We start from the raw sequence: 13,897 nt of genomic DNA on the forward strand, positions 1-13,897 counted from the left end.
TTCCAGAAAAACCCCTTCGGAACTTTTGAAATCGGAATTCAGGAGGCCGGCGGTCGGGTTAGAGCAGGTTTTTCCGGGCCAGCAGCTCCCGGAAGGCGGTCATTCCGGCGGGTGTGATGTTGTATTTCTGTCCGGCTTTGGCGATAGAGCCGGCGGCCAGCGTGCCTGCCGAGGCGGGACAGAGCAGCTCCAGCCCATCGGAATCCAGCCAGCTGCCCCGCAGGACAAACAGGTTGAACATAAACAGGGAGATTTTCATCAGTCCTTCCGACTGGAGGTCCTCCAGGTCAAACGGGACAATCCGGGCAGCGGAGCGGAAGGCGTTGGGGCCGTAGAGGCCGAGCATTCCGGTAGAGTCCGACAGGTCGAGGACGGCCGGCGGCGGGTTCAGGTCAGCGGCGAGCTGCTGCAGGCGGGCCAAGAGGGCCTTGTCGCGGCCCGGGAGGGTCAAAATCAGCACTTCTGAACCGATTTTCCCGATGCGCAGGCGGGGTTGTCCGTTTTGAGCGGCCCAACACCAGCGGCCTTCGGCGAGCGGGGCCGACAGGCGGATATCGGCTTTGTCCAGGAGGGGCTGCCAGTCGCCTTTGACGGAGATTCTGCCGAAGCTGCTTAAGTCCACGGCGGCGCAGTGATTGAGGATGGCGATTTGCTCATTTTGCGGGCTGCCGAAGTCGCAGGGCAAGCGCCAGCCGTCGAACTCCGCGAAGGCGGCTCCGAGTGTCTGATGGATTTGATGAAACGGGCTTATTTTGGTCATGGTCCGGGCGTTTAACAAAATCGATCATGAACAACTGGATTCCCGCCGGCGCGGGAATGACCGAAAGATTTCTTCTATGACGGATTCGTTTGTATCAGAAAAAGTGCTGTTTTTCCAAATAAAAAATGATGTGTTCCCGTTAAAATGGTTTAACGGGTGCATGCAAAAAGGGATTTGGCAGGGGCAGGCAGGGCTGGTATAATGGGTTTTTCATTCGAAAAGAAACTTTTTCGGGAGAGAAGCCGTTGGTTCAGATGACATTGCTGGAAGCCGAAGGGCTTGTGAAGAAATATTCCGGCCGGACGGTTGTGGATCAGATTCATCTTACGGTGCCGCAGCGTTCGATTGTGGGCCTTTTGGGACGCAACGGGGCGGGCAAGACCACCACATTCCGGATGGTGATGGGGATGATTGAGCCGGACGGGGGGCGGGTGCTTTTTGAGGGGGTGGATGTGACGCGGATGCCGATGTACCGTCGGGCCCGGATGGGGATGGGCTATCTGTCGCAGGAGCCCAGCGTCTTCGGGCGAATGACGGCGGAGGAAAATCTGGCGGCGATTCTGGAGATGACGACGGCGGGCCGCCGGCAGGTGCGGGAGCGGACGGAGGAACTGCTGGGCCGGTATGCCCTCACGGAGGTGCGGCATACGCAGGCACGAATGCTGTCGGGCGGAGAGCGCAGGCGGCTGGAAATTGCACGGGCGATGGCGCTGCGCCCGGCCCTGCTGCTGCTGGATGAGCCGTTCAGCGGGGTGGACCCGATTGGGGTCGAAGAGCTGCAGGGAGAGATTCGGCGGCTGGCGGCCGGCGGCGTGAGCGTGCTGATTACGGACCACAACGTCGAACGGACGCTGGAGGTGGTGGACAAGGCGTACATTATCGACCACGGGAAGGTGATTGCGGAAGGCACGCCGAAGGAGATTGTGCGCAACGAACTGGTGCGGCGCAGCTATCTGGGGCAGTCGTTTCGAATGGATGAGTTTGATAAACCGTCCAGCCCGTGGGTGGGGTGAAAGAATCCCTTTTGGAGGGAAGACTATGAAGATAAAAAGAGTTCATGTGAGGAACTTTAAGAGCTTCCGAGAATTGGATTTGGAATTGGGAAACCTGAATGTGATAATTGGGGCAAATGCTTCAGGGAAGTCCAATTTTGTGCAGATTTTCAAGTTTCTTCGGGATATTGAGCAGAATGATCTTAGAAATGCTGTTTCAATGAACGGAGGAATAGGTTCTTTGTGTAATATTCAGAAATGTGATGAGAAGTTGTCAATACGCTTTTGTTGCACAGATTTCTTTGAAGTTAGAAGCCGTAAAGGTACCTTGAATATTCTTGAGACAGACGCCTTTTTCTCTCTTGTTTCTGATTCATCTGCCACAGAAGGATACAGAATCGAGGACAATGAATATTCACAGCATATTGAGATTGATAATCCTCGAGAATCGCAACGTCAAAAAGAGGATTGGTTCTGTCTTCCCAAAGAAAAGAAAGGCATTTTAACCTTTCGGTCAAAAAAACCTTATCTTGAGGTGAATCCGGAAAGTTTTAAGAAAGCACTGGAGGAAATTAGGTTTTTTCCACCGGATGAATTATTTGAAATCATTAGCAAGCGACTTGTGAAAGACCAGATGAGACTTTTGTTTCAGGATCCTTTACCTTTTCTGCCTATTCGTGCAGGATTATTTCGGAATATAGGGATTTACAATTTTGCGCCTCATTTGGCGAAAAATCCGGTTCCGATTGCGGGCAGGGCGGAATTGGAGGAGGATGGGAAAAATTTGGCTTTGATTCTTCACAATATTCGTGAAGGAGAAGAAAAAGACAAACTCAACAACCTGCTTAATTCGCTTTTATCATTTGCCGTTGAGGCAGATACGGAAAAGTTTGCTGAAAAATCATTGATGGTTTCCTTGCGAGAGAAATATTATCAACGGCCCCTTCGGGCGGATATGATATCGGATGGAACATTAGAAGTTATGGCTTTATTGATTGCGCTTTATTTTGAGCGAAAAGAGATCATTATTTTAGAGGAGCCCGAGAAAAACCTTCATCCTCATTTGGTAGGCGGGCTGGCGGAGATGTTCAAAGAAGTTTCCAAAAAGAAGCAGATTATTGTAACGACCCATAGCCCACAGCTTGTGAAATATGTAGGGGTTGAGAATCTTCTTCTGGTATCTCGCAATGAAGAAGGTTTTTCCGAAATTACAAGGCCGGCGGATAAAGAAGGCGTTCAAACGTTTTTGAAAAATGAAATCGGTCTGGATGAACTTTTTATTCAGGATTTGCTGACAACCTAACTCAAATGGGTTACCGTCGTCTTTATTTTCTGGTTGAGGGGTATACAGACAAAAAATTTGTCGAAGAAGTTTTTCGCAGTTTGCTTGCCGGGCGATATGACCATATTCAGGGGTGGGAATATTCAAAAAAGTCGCCTCAGGAAATCAGGAAGTTCATTTCGTCTATCCGTTCAATGGGGGCAGATTTTTTTATTCTGACTGATATAAACAGTGCGGTTTGTAAAACAAGTAAAAAAAGGGAACTCTGTGAGAAATGGGAGGTTGCCTCTCTTGAAGACAGGATGATTGTGGTAGTTCGAGAAATCGAAGGGTGGTATTTGGCCGGAATGAGTGAAGATCTATGCAGACGTTCTAAAGTTTCACTTTCGTCAACGGATAGTCTCACAAAGGAGTCTTTTGACAAGTTAGTTCCTAAAGGGCGTTCTCCTATAGATTTCCGAACAGAGATTCTCAAGAATTATTCGTTGGAGACGGCAAAAAGAAAGAATACCTCTTTCGGTTATTTATGCAAAAGAATAGGGATTTGAAAACCTATGGCGGAGATGGAATGCAGAATGACGCGGTATCCGGCGGGGGTGCTGGCGAAAAAGGCACGGCCGGTGGAAAAGATTGATGACTCCATTCGGGCCCTGGCGGAGCGGATGAAAGACCTGATGGTTGAGCACAAGGGAGTGGGGCTGGCCGGCCCGCAGGCGGGGGTGGATTTGCGGATTTTTGTCGTCTCGGTGGACGGCACGAAAGAACACGCCAAGGTCTATATCAATCCGGAGATTCAGGTCAGCGGCGGGCTCGAGGAACACGAGGAAGGATGTCTGTCGCTGCCGGGCATCTGGGGCAAAGTCCGCCGCTACAAAAAATGCACGGTGACGGCGACGGATTTGGAGGGTCGGCGGTTTACGGAGGAAGGCGAGGGGCTTTTGGCACGGGCTTTTCAGCATGAGTACGACCATCTGGAGGGGATTCTGATTAAAGACCGGCTGAGCGCGGCGGCCAAACTTCGCGCCCGCAAGCGGCTCAAAGAACTGGAAGAAGCGGCGGGTTCGGAATCGTAAATGGGCTCACCGGGAAGCCTTCGGGATTTTATGAAGATTCTGGCTCACGGGATTGATTTGGTGGAGTTCGGCCGGCTCGAACAGCTGCTTCAGCGGCACGGTGCGCGGGCGATGGAGCGGATTTTTACGGCGCGCGAGCAGGCGGATGCCCAGGGCCTACGCAATCGTCTGGAACGGCTGGCGGGGCGGTTTGCCGCCAAGGAGGCGGTGATGAAGCTGGTCGGCAGCGGCTGGCGGGACGGCGTGGCCTGGACGGATGTGGAGGTGGTCAATGATGCGGCCGGCCGGCCTGTGGTGAATCTGACCGGACGCCTGAAGGAGCTGGCAGACAAACAGGGAATCGAGCAAATCACGCTGAGCATCACGCATACAGACCGATTTGCGATTGCCTCAGCGGTTGCGCTGGCCGATGCGGCATCTTTATAAAGCCGAGCGGATTATTCAATGATGGGGGTCTTGAGGGCTTCCAGTTCCTCCGCGGTGAGGGCATCCGTGAAGGCGACGGCCTGGCCGCGGGCACGGGGCTGGTAGGGGTCGATTCGGCGGCAGCGGCGCTGAATGGTGCGCCCGTCCGGCAGGCGGAAGGTCAGGATGCCGTTTTGAAAGGGAATGGCGTTGGCAAAGATGTAGGCCCCGCTTTGGCTGATGTTCAGAACAAATCCTTCGGTGTACAAGTCGGAATCTTCGGCGCTGATGGCCGCCCGGACATCTTCGCGGGCTTTGTAGCGGACGCTTTTTCTTCGTTCTTCCATCTGCATTCTTCGGCCCTTGCATTTGGTTTCAGATGATTGCGTAAGGCCATTGTAAATTATCGGCAGAAAGAAGCAACTGTTTTACGCAATTTTATTCCCAGAGAGGGCTTAGGCGTTTGCGTTCGTCGGCATTTTGGGCTTCGGGTCTTGTCCAGACAGCCAGCTCGAGGGCATGCCGGCAGGGGCAGCGGTCATCGGCAAGCGGTTCGCTGCCTGCCAGCAGTTCTTCAAGCAGATGGACGGCATTGTCCGTAGCGGTGTGAAGATTGCCGATAATTTCCTGCAGAAGAGACTGCTGGGACTGGTTGGGGTCGTGGGGCCGCCAGCAGTCGTAATCGGTAATCAGGGCCAGCAGGGCATAGCACATCTGGGCTTCGCGGGCGAGTTTGGCCTCGGGCAGGGCGGTCATTCCAATCAGGTCAGCCCCCCATTGGCGGTGCATCTGAGATTCGGCGCGGGTGGAAAACTGGGGCCCTTCCATGCAGACATAGGTGCCCGACGAATGGACCCGAAAGGGCAGCCGGCGGCTGACGGTGAGGAGCTGCTGACGAAGCCGGGTGCAGCAGGGCTGGGCAAACTCAACATGAACGGCACCGAGGACATCAAAAAAACTGGACCGCCGGCGGAAGGTCTTGTCGATAAACTGGTCCGCCAAAACGACTTCTTTGGGGGCGTATTCCTCTCGAAGAGAGCCGACGGCTCCGCTGGCAAGGATGACGCGGACGCCGAGAGATTTGAGGGCGAAGATGTTGGCGGCATACGGGATGCAGGAAGGGCTCAGGCAATGTCCCCGGCCGTGGCGGTTCAGAAAGGCGATGCGGCGGCCGGCAAAGGTGCCGATTTGGATGGGGGCGCTGGGCTTGCCGAAGGGGGTATCCGGAAACACTTCTTCGATGTCGGCAAGACGGGCGGCAAAGGCGTCGCCGAGCCCCGTTCCTCCGATGACTGCAATCTGCGGCTTGTCCATAAGCGGTCCCAGACAATTGGGTTATTGGGAGAAATAGCGTTTGGCAAACTGGATAAAGTACGGCCAGTTGGGGCCGGTGGTGTGTCCGCCTTCGTGCTGACGGAAGGCGATGTCGCCGTCGATGAGCGTGCCCTCCGGCGGAAAGACGGTCGTCCTCATACTTTTTTTGCCGAGCAGCTCATAAACGGGGCCGGCCATCGCCCCGCCGAGGAACATCCCTTTAGCGTCAATCCAGGGGCCTTCCACCGGGGAGGAACCGGCGCTGATGAAGACGGGCCGCGGGGCACAAAGGGCGACAAGATGATGGCCGTCCACGGGCAGGTCTTCCTGGGTGAGCGGACCGGCGTATTTGAGAAAATTGCCGGCAAACCAGTGGTATTCGGCGGGCGAGGCGAGGTTTTCCACCTGTTCGCCGAAGATACGATGCAGGAGTTTGACGCCGCCGGCGCCGGAGGAGCCGATAAAGGCGATGGCGAACCGCGTATCGTAGGCCATCGCAACGGCGGCGGCCTTTCCGTAGCGGGACAGGCCCTCGATTCCTACACGCCTGGCGTCGACATCCGGGTCGGTTTCGAAATAATCGAGGACCCGGCTTGCTCCCCACGCCCAGGCCCGCAGACAGCCCCAGTCGTCAGGTTTTCGGGGTTGACCTTTGTTGACCAGGCCGATGATGCCCTCGCGCAGGCCGGCGCCATTATCGGCCTGGATACTGACGGGATTGAGAACGGCCCAGCCCCAGCCCTCTTTAAGAAGCTGCTGCTTCCAGGTGAGCTCGCCCGCACGCGGTCTTTCGACCCAGCCGGGAAAGCCGAATTCGAGGATGACGGGGACGGGTTTGTCTGCGCCGGCGGGGGTACCGAGTGTCAGCCGGATGATGACTTCGACGGCCGGATAGGAGGAGTTGTCAACGATGCCTTCCAGCTGCTTGATTTTGACGGGAAAATCGCCGTCTTTGTCTTCTTTGACGTCCGTGACTTTCCATTGGACGGACGGGACATTGGCGGGAACGCGTCCGTAGATTTCGCGGTCAAACAGTTCGAGGATTTCGGCCCGCCGAGCCGGCCATTGGTCGGGGCGGGTTACTCGAGTGCCGTTGTTAAATTCGAGAGGGTCAGGAAGGAAGTAGGGCGGAACTTTTGCCTCATCGGCGTTGGCGGCGTTGGGGGCCTTGGGGTCGCCGGAAGGACCCGGGCGGAGCGAGGCAATGCCCAGCTGTTCCATCATTTGTTTGTGGTCGGCGGCGCTGAGCTCCGAAATCCGCCGGCGCTCTTCCGGAGAAACCTGAGCCGAAAGCAGACCGGCCATGGTTGTCCACAGGACAACGGCAAACGCCGCTTTTCCAGCGCTGTGTATTATCCGCATACTTTTTTCTATACTGGATAGGGTCGCCGGATGCAACAGTCTTTTAAAGGTTTTAACAAAGCGGTGCCGCTCTGGATTCCCGCCTTCCTCCTTCGCGGAAGCTTCGAAGGACAGGCCGCAGGAAGGACCGTAGGTTTGTTGGACATACAAATATTTCCTCCGGAAAAAGCAAGGGATTTGAGGGTTTTGGAGACCTCTTCAGCGGCTTATCGGCGGGGGGAGGGTTTGAGGATTTGGAGGAGGCGGATGTGGTCATCAGTCCACAGATCGACAGAGGCGGCGGATTCGGGCAGGGGGCTGGCGGCGGACTGAAGGAGCGGGTTTTCGAGCGGTTCTTTGGCGGGAGAGAGCAGGAGCCAATCGGAGGAAAGGGCGCCGAACTGCTCATCGGGATAGGTTTCCAGCCAAAGGCAGTGAAGCTGGAAGTGTTCGGCCAGTTTGCGGACGACCTGAATCAGGTCCAGATGAATGGAGGACAGGTGAAAGGCCAGGACGCCGTCGGGTTTGATGTGTTTGAGGTAGATTTCCATCGCCTGGCTGGTGAGCAGGTGGACGGGCACGGCATCGCTGCTGAAGGCGTCAAGGACAAGGATGTCGAAGTTTTGCGGAGATTCCCGTTCGAGGGACAGCCGGCCGTCGCCCAAAACAATCTGGATGTCGGCTTGGCTGTCGGACAGGTAGGTGAAATACTTTCTCGCCAGCCGTTCGACGGCGGGGTTGATTTCATAAAAGCGGATGACATCGCCTTTCCGTCCATAATAGGCGATGGTGCCCACGCCCAGCCCGATGACGCCGATGCGGCGAGGCGGATGCTGAGGATTGGAGCGGATGAGCAGACCGATGCCGCTGTTGAACCCGTAATAGGCGGTTGGGAGATGCCGTTTGTCCGGATGCTGGAACTGAAGACCGTGGAAGGTCGTGCCGTGCTGGAGGAGCCGTTTGTGCAGGAGGGGGTTGTCCCAATCATCTTCCCAGACGGTCAGAACGCCGAAGAAGTTGCGGGCGTGATCGATGGCCCGCTGGTTTTGGGTGGTGCGGCGGCCGACGAGGAAGATGCCCGTAAGTCCGACGACGGCAAGGGCGGCAATATAGGCAATTTTTCGCCGGCGGCCCTGGATATACCGGCGGTCGGTCAGGACGACGAGAATCACGGCCAAAAGGACGGCTAAGTGGAGTTCCACATAGGTTTTAAAGAGCAATGGGGCCAGGATGGAGACAAAGATGCCGCCGAGTGCACCGCCGGCGGCAATAAGCAGATAATAGGCGGTCAAATGGCGGGGATGCGGGCGGAGGGCATACAGTTCCCCATGGCAGACCATACAGCAGCAGAAGAGAAGAAAACTGTAAAGTCCGATAATCAGTGTGATATTAGGCCTTTTTTCTTCAATAATGCGGGCCATGATGATGCCTAAAATGCTCACAATAAACAGGGTCAGGAAAAGGGGGCGTTTGTACCAGCGAGGGCTGTCAAAACAGATTATAAAAGACAGGAGATATAAGCTTAATGGGAGAATCCATAAAAAGGGTACGACGGCAATATCCTGGGTAATTTTTTCGGTGACGGCCAGCAGGAGCGTGGAAGCGACCGCGGGCAAAGAAAGCCAGAGAAGGCAGGATGAACCCTTCAAAGGTCCTGCTGAATTCTCTTTTTTTTGGGATGATGGGGAGGATGGGGTGTTTAAAAAGAGGTTGATTGCACAAACAGCACAAGTGACAGCATAAAAAAGAAATAAGGAAGACCAAAACAGGGCCTGCTGCTGACGGGTCAAAAGGGGTTCAAAGATAAACGGATAGGAAATAAGGGCTAATAACGAGCCGATGTTGCTGAGGGCATAAAGACGGTAGGGAATAAAAGCGGGGTCGATTCGGCAAATCCAGGATTGGAGAAGCGGGCCTGTGGAAGAAAGGAGAAAATAAGGAAGGCCGATGCAGACAAGGCATATCCATAATATTTGAATAATCGGGTTGGTTTCGGGCGTCGGTTTCAGCTGTGCCGGCGGGATGATTCGAAAGGCCAGTACGGCGGCGGCAAGGAGCAGGAGCAGATGCAGGACGGCCTGCAGGCGGGCGGGCAGGCGGCGAAGGGCGTGGGCATAGGCGTAGCCGGCCAGCAGGAGCAGCTGGAAAAAGAGCATGCAGGCGGTCCACACTTCGGGTGTGCCGCCGAACCAGGGGGTCAGAAAGCGCCCAAACAGCGGCTGCACCTGAAAAAGCAGGAACGCCCCGGCAAAGACACCCGCCGCAAAAAAAAGGAAAACTCGTTTTTGCATAAGGAAAGTATATGGTTTTCGCATTCCGGCGGCAACGAACAGTTTCTTTTGGCTTGTTATTCAGGGAAGGAGCAAATACAATGACCCTCAAAATCCGAAAGAAAACAGGTTTTGGTAGATGGAATTAAAAGCCCATCCAGATTTATATAAAAGAACGGTCAAGGGAACATTTTGGCTTTTTTCCGGTCGGCTCTTTCAGCAGCTGCTTGGTTATTTGAAATGGATTGTTCTGGCCCGCTTTCTTCATCCGAGGGACTTCGGCAGTTTCGGGCTGGTTATGCTGCTGACGGAAATTTTCAATACATTTACCCAGCCGGGTTTTCATTCGTCTTTAATCCAGAAAAAGGAGTCAATTCATCCCTATTTGAATTCTGTTTGGACATTCGGGATTCTTCGGGGGCTGATTCTTTGTTTAATTCTTTGGGCGGCGGCTCCGGGGTGGGTGAGTTTCTTTGAGGGGCGATGGGAATGGTCGGAAAAGGAGATTCTGGAGCCGAAGGGGTTTCTTAAAACCATCCGGGAGGGGCGAACTCCGCTGGATGAGGATTTGGCAAGCCGCATCGGGACTTTGGATTTGGATTCGCGGACAGCGGCACAGATTTTGACGGAGATATGCCGTACGAGTGATTTGCGCGCGGCCGCGGAGGCCTCTTCCATTCACTGGTCATCTTATGCACGGAGTTTCTTTGGCAAGCAGCTGGAGGCAGAGGGGCTCTATCGAGTCAACCGCCTGCTGCTGGAGGACGCATATCCGTCTTTTTTTCAGCGGAAAATTGTTGACCGTCCTGAGGTGATTTGGCTGATTCGAGTATTTGGAATTCTGCTGTTTGTCGGGACTTTTGAAAATATCTGTCTGCTTTTTTTCCAGAAAGAACTTCGATTTTCGAGATTGTTTTGGCTTCAAAGCACGGCTTCGCTGGCCTCCAGTCTGTCGGCAATCTGTTTGGCCATTTGGACCCGAAGCGTCTGGGCTCTGCTGGGCGGCCAGGCGGCGGATGTTCTCTGCCGGCTGCTTTTGGGATACTGGGTTTATCCGTACCGCCCGCAGTTCGAGCTGGATTTGGAAAAGCTCAAACCGCTGTGGACATTCGGCAAATGGATTACTTTATCCGGAATACTCGGCTTTCTTCTGTCGCATGGGGATGATTTGGTTGTCGGGAAGATGCTGGGGGTTGCGGCGCTGGGCTTTTACGGGATGGCCTACAAGATTTCCAATCTGCCGACGACGGAAATTACCAATGTTCTCCTTCAGGTGGCTTTTCCGGCGTATTCGAAACTTCAGGATGACCCGGTGCGGCTTCAGCAGGCTTATTTCAAGATGGTTTCTGTGGCGGCGGCGGCGACCTTCTGGTTTTCGGGGCTGATTTTTCTGTGTGCAGAGGATATTGTGCTTCTTTTGCTCGGTGAAAAGTGGAGGCCGATTATCCCGTGTATTCGGGTGTTGTCGCTGTGGGGCTGTGTTCGGCCTTTGGGGGCGACTTCGGGGTCTGTTTTCTTAAGTCGGGGCAAACCGTCGTATCAGGGCTGGACGCAGGCAGTCAAGTTAATTTTAATGGCGGCCCTGATTTATCCGCTGACCCGAATGTACGGTTTTACCGGGACAGGAATGGCGGTGCTGCTGAGTGCAGTTTTTGTGCAGATTCCTGTTCTTTGGCTTTTGGCTCAGCTGCTTCAATGCTCGAGCGGGCGTCTTTTGAGAGCCCTGTGGGTTCCATCGGCGGGTTTAATCGGGATGTTCGCGGGCGGGGCTTTGCTGACGGTCCTGTTCGGAAACGACCCGTCCGGCATCCGATTGGCGGCGGTTGGATTGGGTTCGACGGTTTGTTTTGCCGGATGCCTCTGGCTGGCGGATGCTCTGTCCGAGAGACAGTTTTATCAATTTTTTCACGAACAGATTCTTTTTTTGAAAAGGGCCGCAGTGCATTATGTCCACTTCGACGGGTTCCAGAAGGGTTTTGCTGATCGGGATTGACGGCGGGTGCTGGTCTCTTCTGAATCGGGCCATAGACGCAGGCGCGATGCCGTGTTTGAAGGCCTTGCGGGAACAGGGGTCCTGGGGGAATCTTTTGTCAACAATTCCGCCGAAAACGCCTGCCGCCTGGGGGGCTTTTCAAACCGGCAGGAATCCGGGAGCGAATGGAGTTTTTGATTTTGCCTGGTGGGATCGGGCTTCTCGGCAGACCCGATGTGCCAGCGCCGCCTCGCTGGAAGAAACAATTTGGGAGATTGCCGGTCGGGCCGGCAGGCGTGTTGGGCTTCTGAATGTTCCCATGACCTATCCGCCCCGTCCGATTCCGGGAATGGTGGTTTGCGGACTTCTGACCCCTTCGATGGATTCGGAATGGACCTATCCGCCTTCTTTGAAATCGGAGCTGCTGAAGGCAGTGCCCGGGTATCATATTTTTAATCTGGACGATATGCCGTTTCGGGAGGTTCAAAAGAACCCGGAGCTGTTTTTGTCAATGATGTCGGATGCCGTGGACAAACGCGGAAAAGCAGCTCGTTTTTTGCTCGAGCAGGAGCCCTTTGATGTTTTTATGGTTCATTTTCAGGCCAGTGATGTCGTCCAGCACGGCCTTTGGGGATTTTTGAGTCCCGACCATCCGGATTACAACGAAGCGGTCTGCCGGCTTGCTTTTGAGCGGTTCTATCGGAAACTTGATGAAGAAATTCAGCATACCCTGGAGCTTTTTCAGAAGCGTTCTATCGGTCCGACCGTGACGTTCGTGCTTTCGGATCATGGATTTCAGACGCACAGAAAAAGAGTTCACCTGGGGTATTTCTTGGTTGAAAAAGGGTTCCTGCGGGTGAAACAGCCGGATTTTTCTGCTCGGATGAAGAATTGGATGAGCTGTTTGACAGGCAGGAGGATTCCCTCCCGACCGGATTTTGACTGGGAGAGGAGCCGTGTGTTTTCCTTCAGTCAGGGCAATGACGGCTTTCTTTATTTTCTGGAAGAGAATCAGTCTGCCCGCCTTCGAACTGAAGAGGAATTGAGAAGAAGTCTTGACTCGCTGAGCGACCCGGAGACAGGCCAAAAAGTAGTCCGGCACATCTGGCGACGGGAAGAGCTGTATCGGGGGAAGTATGCGGACCGGATGCCGGACTGGGTCCTGCAGCCGATTGACGGCTATTCGTTTACCGGAGATTATGCGGCTTCCCAGAAAGAGCTCTTTCGGCCCGTTCAGCTCGGCCGTGATTTTCATATCGGGATGCATCATCCCGAAGGAATATTGGCGGTTTTTGGCGATTCAGTCAAACAAGGGATATCATTGCAGGGAGTCCGTCTGATTGATTTGGCTCCGACGATACTGGCGTTGCTGGGAACAGCGGTTCCGGCGGAGATGGAGGGACGGGTTTTGACGGAGCTGTTTTGCGGACTGGAGGACTCGGCAAGGACCGCCGGCTCTCAACCACCAAATCCTGCGGTTCGGGAAGAAGGGGTTTATTCCGACGAGGAGGCGGCGCAGATTGAAAAGCGTCTTCGGGACCTTGGGTATATCGAGTAGATTAAATCCTTGCTGTATCTTGAGGCGAAACTGCAGACAGCGGATAGCCGTATTGGAGCATTTTTCCCCGGCAGAGGGTTTCGATGAGAGACAGATTTTCGGGGCCGTAAAAGCTCAGCCAGTCGGTTTCATAATTGCCCTTCGGCTGATATTGGCGGTTCAGATAGGGCCGAATGTCGCGTTTGACCGGAAGGCCGAGTCGGGAGGCAAGGTCTCGGATGGCCTGGATTTTGTCCTGGAGGAAGGTTTCGTATTTCAGCAGGAGCATTCGGTCTTTGTATTGTTCATAAATCTCGAGGATGCGGTTCCAGCGAAGGGCCTGGGTTGCAATATAGTTGTTTCCTTTCGTGCCGAACAGGGTGCCGTCCAGAGCCAGTTTCCAGACGCTGCCGGGGGTTTGCTGAATCTGCTCAGCCGTCAGGTCTTCGGCGTTGCCGGGCAGTTTCAAAAAACTCAGGATGCTGCGGATGTTGTCGCGCGGGTCCCGCAGAAGAAAGACATAACGGGCCTGGGGAAACAGGACCGTCAGTTGGTCCATATAGAAAATCAGGTCCGGTTCTTTGACAATTTTTCTGGAAAACAGATAGCGGTATCGCTGGATGTACCACTCCAGCGGCAGTTCTTTCCGGAGCAGCTTGAATGGAATGGTTCCGGGAGTTCGCCAGAACAAATCGATGGTTCTCTTTTGGCGTGTTGCGATAGCCAGCAGAGCGGCGATGGCCGATGAGCCGGTCTTGTAGTTGCCGCAGATGAAGATGGTGTCCGGATGCAGTCTGGCTCCGAGATTTCGGATGCAGACGGGGGTTCTGGATTCTATTTTGTTCAGAATCCGATTGACTTTTTGCCGGATTTCTATGGGCAAAGCGCTCAGCAGCTCCATGTTCCTTTTTGCGTGTCCCGGAATTTGCCGTCTGAAGGCATCGAAAGGAT

13 protein-coding genes are annotated in these 13,897 nt (G+C 54.3%); 7 read left to right on the plus strand and 6 right to left on the minus strand.

From position 1 onward, the window contains the following. Positions 1 to 58: 58 nt before the first annotated feature. Positions 59 to 760: a hypothetical protein gene (locus WHS88_00085; GenBank protein MEJ5258571.1), complete on the minus strand. Its 702-nt coding sequence runs from the start codon at positions 758 to 760 to the stop codon at positions 59 to 61. Between the two features lie 254 nt (positions 761 to 1,014). Here WHS88_00085 and lptB point away from each other — a divergent pair, with 254 nt between their 5' ends. The 5 genes from lptB to acpS are packed head-to-tail and all read left to right on the plus strand — an operon-like array spanning position 1,015 to position 4,533. After that, positions 1,015 to 1,773, plus strand: coding sequence for an LPS export ABC transporter ATP-binding protein (lptB, locus tag WHS88_00090; GenBank protein ID MEJ5258572.1), 759 nt, complete (start codon positions 1,015 to 1,017; stop codon positions 1,771 to 1,773). A 25-nt stretch (positions 1,774 to 1,798) separates the two neighbouring features. After that, entirely contained in the window at positions 1,799 to 3,055 is a 1,257-nt protein-coding gene (locus WHS88_00095; GenBank protein MEJ5258573.1) for an AAA family ATPase, read from the plus strand. Between the two features lie 5 nt (positions 3,056 to 3,060). Continuing rightward, a complete protein-coding gene (locus WHS88_00100; protein ID MEJ5258574.1) occupies positions 3,061 to 3,582 on the plus strand; it encodes a hypothetical protein in 522 nt (173 codons plus the stop codon). 6 nt (positions 3,583 to 3,588) lie between these two features. Continuing rightward, complete coding sequence (gene def / locus WHS88_00105) at positions 3,589 to 4,107, plus strand: peptide deformylase (GenBank protein MEJ5258575.1); 519 nt, start codon at positions 3,589 to 3,591, stop codon at positions 4,105 to 4,107. Further along, a complete protein-coding gene (gene acpS / locus WHS88_00110) occupies positions 4,108 to 4,533 on the plus strand; it encodes a holo-ACP synthase (protein MEJ5258576.1) in 426 nt (141 codons plus the stop codon). Between the two features lie 11 nt (positions 4,534 to 4,544). Here the strand turns inward: acpS and WHS88_00115 are convergent, their stop codons facing one another. The 4 genes from WHS88_00115 to WHS88_00130 form a co-directional block, all read right to left on the minus strand. Next, entirely contained in the window at positions 4,545 to 4,859 is a 315-nt protein-coding gene (locus tag WHS88_00115) for a PilZ domain-containing protein (GenBank protein ID MEJ5258577.1), read from the minus strand. Between the two features lie 91 nt (positions 4,860 to 4,950). Next, a complete protein-coding gene (gene mtnP / locus WHS88_00120) occupies positions 4,951 to 5,826 on the minus strand; it encodes an S-methyl-5'-thioadenosine phosphorylase (GenBank protein ID MEJ5258578.1) in 876 nt (291 codons plus the stop codon). Between the two features lie 21 nt (positions 5,827 to 5,847). Further along, positions 5,848 to 7,188 carry a hypothetical protein gene (locus WHS88_00125; protein ID MEJ5258579.1) on the minus strand — a complete coding sequence of 447 codons (1,341 nt, stop codon included), beginning with the start codon at positions 7,186 to 7,188 and terminating at the stop codon, positions 5,848 to 5,850. A 206-nt stretch (positions 7,189 to 7,394) separates the two neighbouring features. Continuing rightward, complete coding sequence (locus WHS88_00130) at positions 7,395 to 9,458, minus strand: fused MFS/spermidine synthase (GenBank protein MEJ5258580.1); 2,064 nt, start codon at positions 9,456 to 9,458, stop codon at positions 7,395 to 7,397. 118 nt (positions 9,459 to 9,576) lie between these two features. On the opposite strand from WHS88_00130, the gene WHS88_00135 reads away from it, so the two are divergent. Next, positions 9,577 to 11,430, plus strand: a complete 1,854-nt coding sequence (locus WHS88_00135; protein ID MEJ5258581.1) for an oligosaccharide flippase family protein — start codon at positions 9,577 to 9,579, stop codon at positions 11,428 to 11,430. Then, on the plus strand, positions 11,384 to 12,967 hold the full coding sequence (locus tag WHS88_00140; protein ID MEJ5258582.1) for an alkaline phosphatase family protein: 1,584 nt from the start codon (positions 11,384 to 11,386) through the stop codon (positions 12,965 to 12,967). The genes WHS88_00135 and WHS88_00140 overlap by 47 nt, the downstream gene beginning before the upstream one ends. A gap of 1 nt (position 12,968) precedes the next feature. On the opposite strand, the gene WHS88_00145 is transcribed toward WHS88_00140, so the two are convergent. Beyond that, positions 12,969 to 13,847: a sulfotransferase gene (locus tag WHS88_00145; GenBank protein MEJ5258583.1), complete on the minus strand. Its 879-nt coding sequence runs from the start codon at positions 13,845 to 13,847 to the stop codon at positions 12,969 to 12,971. Positions 13,848 to 13,897: the final 50 nt, after the last annotated feature.

The sequence above is a fragment of the Anaerohalosphaeraceae bacterium genome, assembly GCA_037479115.1.
In the GTDB taxonomy this organism is placed as follows: Bacteria; Planctomycetota; Phycisphaerae; order Sedimentisphaerales; family Anaerohalosphaeraceae; genus JAHDQI01.